Source organism: Oscillatoria sp. CS-180 (genome assembly GCF_028330965.1).
Lineage (GTDB): Bacteria > Cyanobacteriota > Cyanobacteriia > Phormidesmidales > Phormidesmidaceae > Halomicronema.
This window is the reverse complement of sequence record NZ_JAQMUB010000024.1, coordinates 1-13,771: the sequence shown is the minus strand read 5'-3', so window position 1 is coordinate 13,771 and position 13,771 is coordinate 1. Positions and strand designations below refer to the sequence as shown.

Genomic DNA, 13,771 nt, shown 5'->3' with positions numbered 1-13,771 from the left:
TTCATCATCTACCTTTTACTTTTGCTATATCTTTAGAAAAGCTGTCGAAAATTCCCAAGGCAGCTAGGGTGCACGAACCAGCGAACGTATACGGAAAGCTTCTGTGATTACCTTGAAGCAGCCTGAGGTTTCGTCACCCGTCCCCTCTTCTTTTAGTTTGCGAAAGTGGCTTCGTGAGCACTGGAAAAAGGCCACTGTCATTATTGGCACCAGCGTTGCTGTTTCCGCCAGCACAGTTGTGCTAGCTCAATCCGGTGCGATTGAAAGCCTTGAACAGAAAGTCTACGACCAAATGGTGCGTTTGCGACACGAGACACAGCCACTACCCAAAGACGATCGCCTTCTCGTCGTGACGGTTACCGAGCGTGACTTAGAAACCCTCAAAGAATTTCCCCTGTCCGATCGCACAGTTGCCCAAGCCATTGACCAACTTCAGCAGCATGCCCCTGCCACCGTTGGGCTGGATATTTTTCGAGCGATCCCCAAACCCCCTGGACGAACGGAGCTGATGCGATCGCTTCAGGCGAAGAATGTCATTGTCATTACTCAAATATCGAATCCTAGGGGTGGCCCTGGAATTCCACCACCAGCAGGGATTGATTCCACACAAGTTGGCTTCAATGATGTAGTGGTTGACTCTGACGGAAAAATTCGTCGAGCGCTCCTGCTAGGTGAACAAGTAACACCAGAAGGAAGCACAACGCTGTATTCCTTCTCACTACAGCTGGCTCTACAATACTTGGCGATGCAAAACATCACTCCCGAAGCCAGTCCCGTTAATCCCAATTACATGAAGCTAGGCCCAGCAACATTATTGCCCCTACAGTCAGGAGCCGGAGGGTATGCGATCGCGGATACACGAGGGCATCAAATCATGCTGGACTATCGGGACCGCACCTCTCCTAGCCGAGAAGTCACACTGACACAGGTCCTCAACAACGAAGTGGACCCCGCATGGATCAAAAACAAAATTGTTTTAATTGGTAACACTACCGCATCCAGCTTTAAGGATTTGTTTTACACACCTTTCACGGCTGGAACCAGCGATGATGCTCACCAAATGCCGGGCGTCATCGTACATGCTCAGATGGTCAGCCAACTGTTGGATCTAGCAACGGGCGATCGCGCCTTGATATGGACTAGTCAACCTTGGCAAGAATGGCTATGGTGCTGCTTTTGGGCTCTCTTAGGAAGCGCATTAGCTTGGATTCTGCGGCATCCACTGCTGTTAACCATCAGCCAAACCACCGTTCTTATGGGCATTCTGGTGGTAGGATATGGCTTCTTTACTACTGGCGGCTGGATTCCCCTAGTTGCCCCAATCCTATCTGTCATCGGCAGCAGTAGCGTGGTGCTGGCTTACCAAGCTCAGCAATCCTTTCGACAGCGACAAATGATGCAGGAACTGCTGGGTCAAACAGCTTCTCCTGAAATCGCCAAAGCCCTTTGGGAGAACCGCGATCGCCTCCTAAAATCGGGGAAGCTCCCAGGGCAAAAAATGATCGCCACCATGATGTTTATCGACATCAAAGGCTTTAGCACACTAGCTGAGACGACGCCCCCTGAGCAGTTGCTGGAATGGCTCAACGATTACTTAGAGGCGATGACCGAGGAAATCCAAGCTCACCATGGCATCGTCAATAAATTTACTGGAGATGGCCTGCTGGCGGTCTTTGGAGTGCCCATTGCTAGTCAGACAACCGAAGAAATCAATACAGATGCTCAAGCAGCTGTAGCCTGCGCTCTCTGCATGGAAAAGCGGCTAGTTGAAATCAATCGTTACCGTCAGTCTCAAAGGCTGCCAATACTACAGATGCGAGTGGGCATCTTTACAGGTCCAGTCGTGGTAGGAAGCCTAGGAGGGTCCAACCGCATGGAGTACGGAATTATCGGCGACAGTGTTAACATTGCATCCCGCTTAGAAAGCCTTAACAAGGAAGAGCAACCTTCTAATTGCCGGATGCTCATCGGAGAAGACACCCTTCAACATCTTGAGAGCAAATTCAAAGTCGAGTCTTGGGGAGCGCTTCACCTTAAGGGGAGACAAGCATCTGTCGAGGTCTATCGCATCCTAGCTGCCAAGGCGTAAAGGCGATCGCGCATAAATGCCCTAACCCAGGGCACGGAGAACATGACTTACACAAACTAAATTTTTAGGCTAAGGCCATAACGCTCAGCCTACAGCCAAACAGCTCGCTACCTTGTCCTAACTAACCTAACAACGGCTATAAGGCCTCAACTTGTTGGTGCTCCAGTAGTAGCTTCCGAGTCAGTAGGAGTTCCGTCTGGTGTTACAGGTTGAACCGTGGGATCAGCAGGCTGTACGCCTGGATCAACAGGCTGCACACCTGGATCAACAGGCTGCACGGGGTTTTCAGGGGTAGTAGGTAGTTGTCCCTCTGGTGCAACAGAAGGACCTTCAGCAGGTTGCCCGTCTTCAGGTGAAGGTGTAATGACGCCAGCAGGCACCACCGATTCGCTATTGATCGTAGGTTCATTCGGAATGGGCGAAATGTCTACGGGGGAATTATCAACAGGTAAAGGAGTTGGATTCGAAACCGATTGAACCGCATCCGTCGTAGGAGCAGGAGCTACATTCCCAGGAGGATTGAAAGTTTCAGGAACCACAGCGGGTTGAGTCACAGGTTCCACAGGGGCGATGGGCTGCTCCATGGATGGCGCTGTGGGCTCAATTGGGGCAACGCTACCGGGTGGGTTAAATGGCTCCGTAGGCGTCACACTGGGGGGAGTAATCGGCTCTACGGGAGTGACAGGCTCCTGCACAGGATTAGTGGGTTCGATAGGCGCTTGATTCCCGGGTGGGTTAAATGGCTCCGTAGGCGTCACACTAGGAGGTGTAATCGGCTCTACGGGAGTGACAGGCTCCTGCACAGGATTAGTGGGTTCGATAGGTGCCTGATTCCCAGGTGGATTAAACGGCTCCGTGGGGGTAACTGGTTCTGTAGGAGTAACCGGTTCTACAGGAGCAACCGGCTCTGTAGGAGCAACCGGTTCTACGGGAGTAACCGGTTCTACAGGAGCAACCGGTTCTACAGGAGTAACTGGTTCTACAGGAGTAACCGGTTCTACAGGTGCTTGGTTCCCAGGTGGGTTGAACGGTTCCGTAGGCGTGCTAGGCTGCTCACCGGATGGCGGCCTGCTTGGACCCGCGTTTGAGGGAGGAGTCTGAGGTTCTCCAGCAGGGGGAGTTGGAGTCACTGGATCGGGTTCTTGACCACCAGGCTCAGGTCCAGGCTGTTGAGGTGTTCCAGGCTGCTCGGTAGGGTTGGTAGGTTGACGTGGAGTTGTTCCCGGATTGTCCGCTCCGGTGTCTGTACCACCGCCACCCCCTATAGGAGCCTCCGGAGTGGTTGGTCCTGTTCCAGCTGCAGGAGGCTGCTGACCCACTACATTGGGATCTTCAACGGCTGGTTTCTGACCGGGCTGTCGAGTACTCCCCCCCATCGTGCCTCCACCAGAAGCTGGAGCAGAAGGGAGACGTGAGGAATGAGGATTGATGATACCCGGAGCAAGGTTAGCTCTCGTAGTATCTAAATTAGCCATGCTGTTGTTGAGCCTAGCGCCCATTAAGTTCTGAGTCTTGCTATTCTGGCTCGTCTGATTTGCCACATTTTGAACCCCAGTCGCATTGCTATCAGCCACTGAGTCTAATGGGAAGATACTTTCAGAAGCATCGGCTGGCAGCAACCAGCTTGTCGTGACCGTCGGTTGCTCAGACATACCGATTACTTCAGGATTAAGCAAGTAGCTCCCTTCAAAGCCTTGCTGTAACTGAATACCATCCCAGGTTTCTTGTCGAACCGGATCGGTTGGTGAGCCACTTCCTTCAAAATTTGGATTATTCAGGTCTAGCCCTTGAACCAAAGGACTTGTCTCGTAAAAAAGCTCTAGGTTGAACTCTAGGATTTGAATAGAGTCGCCTTCAATAACCGCCATGTTTCCGGCTGAGAGGGCTTCTGAATTCCCATCAGAAGTCGTCACTTCAACGGGGCCTTTCGGACTCTCCGTTAACACCATCACAACAGTTCGGCCGGGGCACTCCTGAAGCGGTTGTTGATTGCCCAATTTATGAGTATTGGTCTCACACTCGTAAGGGATGTGTCGGACTACTAAAGCCGTTCCCTGAATACCGGTGATGGCACTCGGTGTTTGAATATTGCTGGGACCTCTGTCAGGTGGAATGAGAAACAGCGCTGTCCCATTGGATAGGCGAAAGTCCCGAGTGTTAGGGATGAACCAAAAAGTTGCCTGCTCTCCTACCCGAGCCAGAGAACCATCGTTAAACCGCAACTCTGCCCTCGCATTTTCGGACGTTCTAACAGCATCCCCAATGGCTAGCCAGTCGTTCAGCGTTGCCGGGCGAGCAGCTTGTCCATTAGGAATAAATTCGACCTGGTTGTAAACAGATTCGACATCCGCTCGGGTGAGGGGAACTTCTGCTCGAAGGAGGTTGGGCGCGATCGCACCACCGATCCCCCAAATCAGACTCGCTAAACCTAGTAAACGAAACTGTTGGAAACATAAGTGACGATTCATAGTTAGCAATCCGAGTTTCGAAGGAACAGTGCTAGGAATTCCTACCCAATGAAGGCATTTGACTTCATCAAGCTATCAGGCTTGTCAAGCATCCTCACTGTGCTTGTCAGTAGCCCCACCTGCCTGATAATCCAGTACAAACACTACATGCTTATTCCAGGGGGCTATGTGCTTGCAGTCACACAGAGCACGGCTCAAGTGTGCGTTTACCCGATATGCCACCTACATCCTATAGAGAAATCCGCTAGACTTCATCGAATCCCTACGCCTCAACGTAAAGACTTCATGAATTTTTCCGTAGATTTTGTGCGAAGTCTGTATGTCTGGGCAAGACGGCTAAGTCTAATCTGAGGTGGCAGGATTTGGGATCTGTTCTTCTCCTGACTGTTGAGGAACGGGAGAAGTTTCATTCGGTATCGGAGTAATTACGCCGGGGGGTAATACATCGCCATCGGTTCCATCGGTAGGTGCAGGCGGATTATCAATAGATGGCATGTCTATTGTTTCAGGCGGACTTAACTCGCCTTCCAAGTCGGCTGTGCCTTCATGAGGAGCCGAAATTCCAGCATCATCGTCAAGATTTTCGGTTGACTCGGTGGCTGACTCATCTACTGGTGAGGCAGGGTTGATAGGAAACAACCATCCACTTCCGGTTGAAATATCGGTATCAGGACTCAAAAAGGATGGATTCAAGAAGTAGTCACCGGCAAAATCCTGCTGATTCTCTAATCCTTCCACCATCTCTTGTCGTACAGGAGCTGTTGGAGAACTGTCGAGATAATTAGCGTCCTCCAGAAACAGCCCTTCTAGTAGCGGACTGGTTTCATAGAAAAGCCCTAAGTCAAACTCGAAAAGATAAAGATTGCCGTTATCAACAATGGCAACTTCTCCAGAAGACACATTAACGCTGCGACCATCCTGTAGTTTGATTTCAGCAGGCCCACCAGGACTATCAGTCAACACCATGACCGCCGTTCGTCCCGTATCTCCTGTCAAATTAGCTAGCGGATCAGTTTGCTCGGACAGGTTCTCATCAGGAGACGGAAAGTGGCGCACAACGATCGCGGTCCCCTGTATGCCCACCACTACATTTGGCGTCTCTATCGTGCTGCTACCGTTACCAGGGGGAACCAAAAACAGCACCGTTCCGTTCGACAGCCGAAAGTCACGTGTATTGGGAATGAACCAAAAGGTAGCAAGCTCACCGACACGGGCAAATGAACCATCGTTAAATCTCAGATCAACTTGAGATGCAGTGTCTGTTCGAACGGCATCGCCTGTACCGAGGCGATCGCTCAAGCGCACAGGACGAGTAGGCCCGCCACGCAACAATATTTCAACTCTATTTTGAAAAGACTCTACATCTGCTCTTGTCAGCACAGTCTCAGCCCGAGACGCAGGAGCCGCGATCGCGCTCAAAACCCAATAAACAAGACCAACTAACCCGCTGCAGCGGAGAAAGTATTGACGAATGACCATCTGCTTAATAGCCTTTCTAGAGGAACTACCATCTGCATCCAAGAGTCAAAACAGTATTCGTCCTGCCAACCCATAAGACTTAATCAGCTTCTATCATTAATATCCCGACGATAAAGAAACATTGAACGTTTCTCAAACGAGTGTGTTCTCCGACATCAGAATTTCATGATAGATGTGTCAAAAATGGCACATGCTTGGCTATAGGAAGAAGTCTCAACCTCTTTTGCGGAACCGTTTGTGCTAAGCCATATCTTTTTATCCAAGTACACGTATTGGATTATATGCTGGGTGCCTATCTTCTGGAGCTTGCATCAAACCAATGCTACTGCTAGTTCAGCCATAGCACCTGCATCGGAAGACCGTGTTGCTAGCGGCTTCTCATCCAATACCTCCAATACCCCTTCCCACGTCAACGCTCTTGACTCAGGAGAGCGAACAGAAGAACATTTAGTTCAGGTCACAACCATTGCAGTTGAACCGACTGTAATTGAGTCGTCTGCGAAAGGTATCGAGCCTATATCCGATGTCAGCGAAAGACCCAACGACGCTGTTTGGGTTGAAGAATCCGCGATCGCGGCGACCTCTCAGTTCCCAGAAAACCTCACAGATAGGGCAGCAAAACCCAATACGGATAAGAAGGAGCCTAAAAGTGCTACCCCCCTTCTAGAAACATTTCTAGAATCTTTTCCGGAGGACAATCCTCCCCGTGCGACTTCTCCATCTCCTGATGACGCCGTTACATCAGCACCCGATGAAAGCGCTTTACCTGCTGACATCGCCTCAGTCCCAGCTGATCCAGAACTGGGCGTAATTGAGGTTGAAGACCCTCGCAGAGATCCAGAGTTGGGCATTATTCAACTGCGCAGTCCACTTCAGGATCCTGAATTAGGAATTTTGCAACTCCGTCAGATTGCACCACCCCCACCCCCTCGTCCCTCAATCTTTCTATCAACCTATGTGTCAGCGTCTAGTAGCGACAATGTTTTTCTTGTGGAGGATGCCATTCAGGGGCGATTTGGTGACAACTTCATCCGCCCAGGCATCCGGTTAACGGCCTTTCCCCAAATTGGGCCTAGCACTAATATCGTGGCATCCGTCGAAACCAATTTTTTACGCTATCAAGAACAAAGCAACTCTAGCTACGACGAGATCAGATTTCGAGCAGGCATTCGCCATCGTTTCAGCGATCGCGTCTATGGGCAATTAACCTTTAGCCATCAAATGCTTTTTGATGAAGGTTATCAAGATCAATTTTTCAGCAATGACGGTATTGAACTGACTATTGGCCGCCGAGATTTCCTAACCCCTCAGCTCACTCTGGATACTTACTACCAAGGCCAAGTCTTTTTCAGCGATCCAGAGCGATTTAGTAATGTCCTAAACTCCGTAGGCGCTTACTTGGGCTATCGCATCGACCCCCGCTGGGATACAGGTCTCAGCTATCGGCTCACCGTCTCTGACTTTACCCAACAAAACCGCCATGAGACCTATCAGCGCATCACAGGACAGATCCGTTATGCCATTAGTCCATCAGTAAGAGTCTCACTGTTCGGGGGATTGAGCTACGGACGCTCATCGGAAGAGCGCATCACTTTCGACGATTCCTTCTTTGGTATTAGCTTTGACGCTACCATTCCTCTCTTTTAAGGGGGAGACAGCAGCCACACATGAACAAGACCAAAGCATTAGAAATCAAGCGTCTAAAGGGTCAAAGCACAGCTTCATGGCTCTAAAACATTACCCCTTGTGATCAAGATCGATTTGCCTATAGATAAGAAACACAGTTTTAGCCCTGTAACTTCTGATGGAGCAGTGGTTGATACCTACAGCCGCACCTTAAGCCCCAACTATGAAGAAGTACCTGTATCTATGTTTGCTAATCCTAGCGAGTGTTGAACCCTTAGCAAAGCCCATCGATCGCTATCAGCTCTCTACAGCTTCCGCTCAATCAACCTACATCACATCGTAAATAGCCTGAAGCTATAGCGGCATGCATTTGAGTCAACATGCCCCATTCCCTGTTCCTTGCTCCCTTAAGACATCGATATGGACTTGACCAAGCTGACAGGGCTATGGGTCTTTGCCTCAGATGTTTGGCGAGATAGGGTGTCTAAAGGGTTTCTCAGCCAGATTAGGAGACCGTGCGCTATTACGATTTCCCAAAGCTTCTCTCGTAATTTAAGGGGAATGCTACAATACAGCCTGACCCAGGGCACGTAGCTCAGTTGGATAGAGCATCAGATTCCGGTTCTGAGGGTCGGGGGTTCGAATCCCTCCGTGCTCGTTCTCTTGCATAAGTCTTGTATAAGGTCCAGTCACTTGTCACAGCCGGCAGCGACCTTCAGTTTCACAGCTTAAACGCTCTTGTCGTTGAGCCACTAAGGTTTGCAAGTCAGGGCGTCCAGTTACCTTCAACCGCAAATCAGCCCAGATGTCGTAGAGCTTATCGATAATTGGGCCTACAATCGGCCAGCGGGTGGGTGCATACATCCAGCCAATTCCAAGTACGCTATAGATCTGGCGAAAGACTTCAACGTTTTTAATGACCGTGCCGTCTGGATAAACGGCATGAATACGTCCCATCGCAGTTTCAAAATCCACACCGCCACTTTCTGCTGGATTATAGTCATCGTCTGCAATGTCCACAAATCTCACTAATCCTCGACCAGCATCTTTTTTCCGCAAAAAATTAACTTCACGCAAACACAAAGGACAATCGCCATCGTAGAGCAAGGCAATTTTCCAGGATTGAGGATTCGCTTCAGGAGGATTAACGCGATCGCGGGTAGAAGTAGAAGTCATACGTGAACGATGAATGAGTTAAATCAGCTCTTATCTATTCTATTTTAAGAAATGTTTCGGATACTTGGGGCTACAATCTGCGTTTGCATCAAAATCTAACCACTCATCGAATGACCCAGCTAAAACAATAGCTTACCTAGTTTAGGCAAGCTGAGTTTAGCTATAGGCTAGCCAGTCAGACATTCACTACTTTGACGCTGATTTAACCTGCATTTTTAATGTGGTCAGTTTAGTGAACGGACTATTTCTAGGGGTAGAGCCTACAGAGAGTCTGCGCCATGGGACACTGTCACTGTTCTACGAAAACAGTATTGAATCAATTCTCCTAATGCCACCTTTGTCTGTAGACGAAAACACTCAAATTCTTCAGACTCTGCTGCACAGCGGTCATCAGGCTCGTCAAGCAGCACTAGAGACTTTCGATGTGTTTGAGAAAGGCCATGAAGACTACGTTACAACCGTGGATCGAGCTTTAGATCGATATCTCTCCCAGGCATTTGCAACGCAATTTCCCGCAGACGGCATTATCACTGAGGAAAATCAATCTTCTGCAGCACAGTTTTTGACCGCGTATCGTCGTCTGTGGGTTATCGATCCAATCGATGGGACCGAAGACTTTATTAATCGCGGTCAACATTATTCGGTCATGGTGGGATTGTTAGAAAATGACCAACCTCAAGCAGGTTGGGTCTATGCTCCCGCTCAAGACCGCTTGTATTGGGGAGGACCTGAATGGGGATTGTTTCAACGCGGTAGCGATGGCAAGACGGTTTCGTTGCATCCCTGCCCCCAGAAATTGGGCGATCGTTCAATACTGCTGTTAGGCGATCGCGATCAGCGTCGGTTTGGCAATGCCATCAGCGATCGTATTCCTAAGCTTACGTTTAACTCCATTGGCAGCTTTGGGCTCAAGGTTTTAGAGGTCATCAAGGGGCAGGCAGGGTTATACGTTTATCTCAACGGTCGAGTTAAATTGTGGGATACCACAGGGCCTTTAGCTCTAGCTGCCGCCGCTGGCCTTACCTGCTGTGATTTGGACGGTTTTCCCATTCGTTTCAGCATCAACAACGTTTATCCCCATACACTAATTCATCGTCAACCTATGTTGATTGGCTGGCCTGAATATGTGAAGGCCCTCCGTCCCCAAATTCGCCAAGCTGTCATAGATATCCGATGTCAAGAGCTAGCTCTGCCCAAGCGAAGTTGATGTCTTTTTGCCAGAACGCTGACAAAAATTCCTGTGCTCTTCATCAAAGAGGGATGGATATTGCCTAAGGTTTGTGGGTAGTATGAGTGCAGATTTTTAACAGCCGCTTGCGATCGCACTGTTTCTAGATAAAATCAGTACCCTGAAACTCGTAATCTCTAGCTCAAACACTCTAAACTCCCATGCAGCCAGAAGCCTTTAGTGAGCTTTTCCCGCTTTTCGATGTTGCCAATCCTGAAACCGTCGAATGGCTCTTGTCCGTTGCGACTGAGCATGAATATCCTGCTGACCGAGCGGTTCTGATGGAGGACGCTTGGGGCAACGCTGTTTATTTCATCGAGTCAGGCTGGGTGAAAGTTCGTCGTCACGCGGGTGATGGTGCTGTTACTTTAGCCGTGCTTGGACCGGGAGACTTTTTTGGAGAAATGGCGATCCTAGACGAATCCCCCCGATCAACGGACGTGGTCGCCCTAGCACCCGTGAAGCTTTTAAGCGTCTCTGCACAGCGGTTCATTCAAACTTTGTTTAAGGACTCCCAATTGCACCACCGGATGCTTCAGCTGATGGTGCAGCGACTCCGACTCACTAATTTTCGCTTTCAGCTTCGTAATCAACCACCTGCTATCAAGCTGGCGAATACATTGGCAACTCTCTGTGAAGCTTATGGTCAGTCCAGTGAAGAAGGCATTGCCATCTTCAACATTCCCCAAGACGACCTAGCTGATGTGGCAGACATCTCTGAGGAAGAAACCAGCAAAATTATGGAGAAGTTAATTGAAAAAGGGTGGGTCAAAGTTGACGAAGCTCAAAATGCCATTTTGTTAACTAACACAAAGCAATTAAGTCAGCTTGCGGGTAAGAGCTAGAACCTGTTTCACAATCCAAAGCAATAAAAATCAGATATTGCAGAGACTTTACAGACGTTTGTACAGCTTTAACCGTCATGGCTATGTTGCTTGAAACCTCTGAAGCTTGCTCCGGGCGGGGGATAGAGTTATTTTTTTGCCGTCAGCCATGACAAGCTGTGTAGCGATCAGTTAAGAGTCTGTCAGCCAACCAGATAGGTCATGTTAGCTTGAGCCATAATTCAGCCAGTCAATTGTTGCTGCACTCTTTAGGAGTTTGTAATGGCTCTCCAAGTTCCACCACCACCCTCAATTTCTCCTCGTCAAATGACATTGATGCGAATTGTTGCTTCAATGGCTTGGAGTGACGGTGAGCTTGCGACTGAGGAAGTCGATTTGATGCTCGAACGGTTTAGTAGTCTGTTTGCCCAAAACGCTGAACAGCAGTCAGGATTACAGAAAGAGTTACGCGATTATTTGATGCAAAACATCCCTCTTGAAGAATCAGTACCCAAGCTACAGTCACAAGAGGAACGGGAATTTGTACTGCGCTTAGGATACGAAGTCATCAGTAGCAGTTCTCGTACGCCGGAGGAGGATTTGATTAACTCGGAAGAGGAAGACGCCTATGTTCGTCTTGTAAAATTGCTTGACCTCCCTTCAGAAACCGTTCAACGTTTGGAAGCTGATATCGAGACGGCAGGCTCTGACCATTCAGTTGTTGATAGCATGACTGAACAGCTTAGGCAGTTTTTTAACCTTGCCTGATTTAGTCCTTCAGAACTTACGCAGACTATCTACGACTAATAGTGCATCCGAGGTTCAGCAAGTGCCTTGTTTAGATTGGTATTGAACACAATAAGACTCAGTGTTGGTAGTACCTTTATTGAGTTTTCCACAGCAATTCAATCTACAGTTTTAGTCAGGTGAGTCTAGCGGGAGAAGTAGTGGTTGCCTAATCGTAGCCGTTACCGGTTCCATTAGGACCAGACGGCAAGCAACCTGGCTATTCATCACAACCTTCTAAATACTTGGTGCATTAGCCTAAATGGCCAGTGTTATGGCCATAGCGCACTTTAGGCACAAACGCCAAGTTCTTTCCATTTGGGAAGTGTCTGGTGAAGAAATTTCTGGGCTAGTTCTTCCGCATACGGCAACAGAGTTTCTTGTGTTGTTAAGGGTTTGCCGTTTTGAGTAAGTCCTCTACCCAGTGTCAATAGACGTGTTGTCAATGCTGAGCCAAGATCCACTGCTGCAACATTAGGATTGTTGAAAGTTTCTGCGAGAAACATGAGATCAACATCGCTTACCGTCAGTACATGACCTATACGACTTGCAATTACAAACCGATAGGGTGCGCCTTCTGCTACTGCTATTGCGATCGCTTTGTTCAGAGCCAAAGCTGGACCGCGATCATGAGGAGGCCGAAAGAAGGTAATATGCCCAGCACTTAACATAAACGAAATGGCCTGTGAAATATCCCCTAAATTCAACGCCTTAGATGTTTTGACGCTCATCAATTCAGCAGCTGTCTTAGGCCCACTACCGAGTTCTTCGTAAAACAACGTGTAAATTTCAGACTTACCTTTCAGTTCTCCTATTGAGGTCTTAAACTTCACTTCCTCAACGTTTCCAGGTCGGTTCACTAACGCAAATCGCTGCTGTAAAAGAGCGTCTCTTCGTTGAATGGGCCACAACGGTGTCGCACCGCGACTAAAAACATCACGACGGAAGCTCTGATTAGTCAAGACATCGATGATCACCTCACGCACAATAGGATCAGAATAGGTGTTCAAAATAGATTTGAATTTATCTGGCATAAAGCTCGCGATGTACAAATCGCTTAAGCTAGCAGTACCTACATAGTTGAGCTTTGCCGGTTTGAGTTCGTCTACGACCTGGTCAAACCACCTAGGATGCCAATTATCGTGAAGATACTCTTGGACAAGATAGGCGCGATCTCGACTACCGACCTTCTCAAGCATTGCCTTCATGCCAGGCAGCAGCTTTGCCATCCCTGCTTGAGCTTCCGTAATATCCTGCAGGCGGCTAATTCCTGTCTCAATAGCTTTGACTGATTCCAGGCTTTCCGCTGTTTGCCAAAGGCGCATCAAATGCTGAATTGGATACGAGGATACCCAAGCAGGTAATGCATTATAGCTAACGTAAAATAAAGCTCCTGGAGCAGCTGCATGATCGACTGTTTGAACAATAGCCCTACAAACATCAGAGCTCATCCAAGAATAGATACCATGAGCACTTAAGTAATCAAATTGGCCCCAAGCAGCGGGCCACTCCTTGGCAGTTTCGAGAAAGTCCGCTTCTTCAAAGTGAATATTGCTTAATCCCGAAGCTCGTACTAAGCCACGAGCATGAGTCACATGAACAGGGTTAAAGTCAATGCCTAAGAAATCGTGGTCAGGATTCAGGGCTGCGAGAAGCGTCAATCCATAACCTTGTCCGCATCCTAATTCTAAATAACGCCACTGTTCAGAGGGAGGCGTAACTGACCTAGTCAAAGCGACATAATCGAGCCACTCTGGACTAATTTCGCGATAAAAACCAAAAGTATAGCCGAGATCAGTATTATAGCCAGATGACCAGGTAGACATAAAAAGACTCGTTCAAAACGCTTCTATAGTTATAGACCTGGAACTGAAAGGCAACTTAGATTTCTCGGGAAGCTCCCTATAAAAAACCACCCCTGTCACCAAATATAGTGAAACAGAGGTGGTTCTTTAGTATAAACCTGGCACCGAGCTATTTTGCCGTGGGGTGGCCCCCAAAGTATCTTCGCCGCAGGCCCGTTTCACGTTCGAGTTCGGGAAGGGTCGAGGTGGTTCCAGACCGCCATAGGCACCAGGAAAGAGCGTAGAGAGCT

The 13,771-nt window shown here is 48.7% G+C and carries 9 protein-coding genes, 1 tRNA gene and 1 rRNA gene; 6 read left to right on the top strand and 5 right to left on the bottom strand.

The genetic code is table 11. From position 1 onward, the window contains the following. The first annotated feature begins 103 nt into the window (after window positions 1–103). Entirely contained in the window at window positions 104–2,089 is a 1,986-nt protein-coding gene (locus PN498_RS04090) for a CHASE2 domain-containing protein (protein WP_272061408.1), read from the top strand. 146 nt (window positions 2,090–2,235) lie between these two features. On the opposite strand, the gene PN498_RS04085 is transcribed toward PN498_RS04090, so the two are convergent. Both PN498_RS04085 and PN498_RS04080 read right to left on the bottom strand, forming a co-directional pair. Then, window positions 2,236–4,557, bottom strand: coding sequence for a FecR domain-containing protein (locus tag PN498_RS04085; RefSeq protein ID WP_272061407.1), 2,322 nt, complete (start codon window positions 4,555–4,557; stop codon window positions 2,236–2,238). 342 nt (window positions 4,558–4,899) lie between these two features. Continuing rightward, on the bottom strand, window positions 4,900–6,036 hold the full coding sequence (locus tag PN498_RS04080; RefSeq protein WP_272061406.1) for a FecR family protein: 1,137 nt from the start codon (window positions 6,034–6,036) through the stop codon (window positions 4,900–4,902). Window positions 6,037–6,324: 288 nt separating this feature from the next. Here PN498_RS04080 and PN498_RS04075 point away from each other — a divergent pair, with 288 nt between their 5' ends. Beyond that, window positions 6,325–7,683, top strand: a complete 1,359-nt coding sequence (locus PN498_RS04075; protein WP_272061405.1) for a hypothetical protein — start codon at window positions 6,325–6,327, stop codon at window positions 7,681–7,683. A 563-nt stretch (window positions 7,684–8,246) separates the two neighbouring features. After that, window positions 8,247–8,320 (top strand) — tRNA-Arg (locus PN498_RS04070). A gap of 38 nt (window positions 8,321–8,358) precedes the next feature. On the opposite strand, the gene PN498_RS04065 is transcribed toward PN498_RS04070, so the two are convergent. After that, window positions 8,359–8,838 carry a thiol-disulfide oxidoreductase DCC family protein gene (locus PN498_RS04065; protein ID WP_272061404.1) on the bottom strand — a complete coding sequence of 160 codons (480 nt, stop codon included), beginning with the start codon at window positions 8,836–8,838 and terminating at the stop codon, window positions 8,359–8,361. A 220-nt stretch (window positions 8,839–9,058) separates the two neighbouring features. On the opposite strand from PN498_RS04065, the gene PN498_RS04060 reads away from it, so the two are divergent. From PN498_RS04060 to PN498_RS04050, 3 genes are all read left to right on the top strand, one after another. Then, complete coding sequence (locus tag PN498_RS04060) at window positions 9,059–10,045, top strand: 3'(2'),5'-bisphosphate nucleotidase CysQ family protein (protein ID WP_272061403.1); 987 nt, start codon at window positions 9,059–9,061, stop codon at window positions 10,043–10,045. A 182-nt stretch (window positions 10,046–10,227) separates the two neighbouring features. Beyond that, on the top strand, window positions 10,228–10,911 hold the full coding sequence (locus tag PN498_RS04055; protein ID WP_272061402.1) for a Crp/Fnr family transcriptional regulator: 684 nt from the start codon (window positions 10,228–10,230) through the stop codon (window positions 10,909–10,911). Between the two features lie 261 nt (window positions 10,912–11,172). Beyond that, complete coding sequence (locus PN498_RS04050; RefSeq protein ID WP_272061401.1) at window positions 11,173–11,658, top strand: tellurite resistance TerB family protein; 486 nt, start codon at window positions 11,173–11,175, stop codon at window positions 11,656–11,658. Between the two features lie 308 nt (window positions 11,659–11,966). Here the strand turns inward: PN498_RS04050 and PN498_RS04045 are convergent, their stop codons facing one another. Together PN498_RS04045 and rrf are read right to left on the bottom strand one after the other, a co-directional pair. Next, window positions 11,967–13,502, bottom strand: coding sequence for a class I SAM-dependent methyltransferase (locus tag PN498_RS04045; RefSeq protein ID WP_272061400.1), 1,536 nt, complete (start codon window positions 13,500–13,502; stop codon window positions 11,967–11,969). Between the two features lie 135 nt (window positions 13,503–13,637). Further along, a 5S ribosomal RNA gene (rrf, locus tag PN498_RS04040) occupies window positions 13,638–13,754 on the bottom strand. Window positions 13,755–13,771 lie beyond the last annotated feature (17 nt).

What these genes read in the sequence shown, in the direction of transcription:
- PN498_RS04085 (WP_272061407.1), bottom strand. Translation starts at nt 4,557, where the DNA reads ATGAATCGTCACTTATGTTTCCAACAGTTTCGTTTACTAGGTTTAGCG.
- PN498_RS04080 (WP_272061406.1), bottom strand. Translation starts at nt 6,036, where the DNA reads ATGGTCATTCGTCAATACTTTCTCCGCTGCAGCGGGTTAGTTGGTCTT.
- PN498_RS04065 (WP_272061404.1), bottom strand. Translation starts at nt 8,838, where the DNA reads ATGACTTCTACTTCTACCCGCGATCGCGTTAATCCTCCTGAAGCGAAT.
- PN498_RS04055 (WP_272061402.1), top strand. Translation starts at nt 10,228, where the DNA reads ATGCAGCCAGAAGCCTTTAGTGAGCTTTTCCCGCTTTTCGATGTTGCC.
- PN498_RS04050 (WP_272061401.1), top strand. Translation starts at nt 11,173, where the DNA reads ATGGCTCTCCAAGTTCCACCACCACCCTCAATTTCTCCTCGTCAAATG.
- PN498_RS04045 (WP_272061400.1), bottom strand. Translation starts at nt 13,502, where the DNA reads ATGTCTACCTGGTCATCTGGCTATAATACTGATCTCGGCTATACTTTT.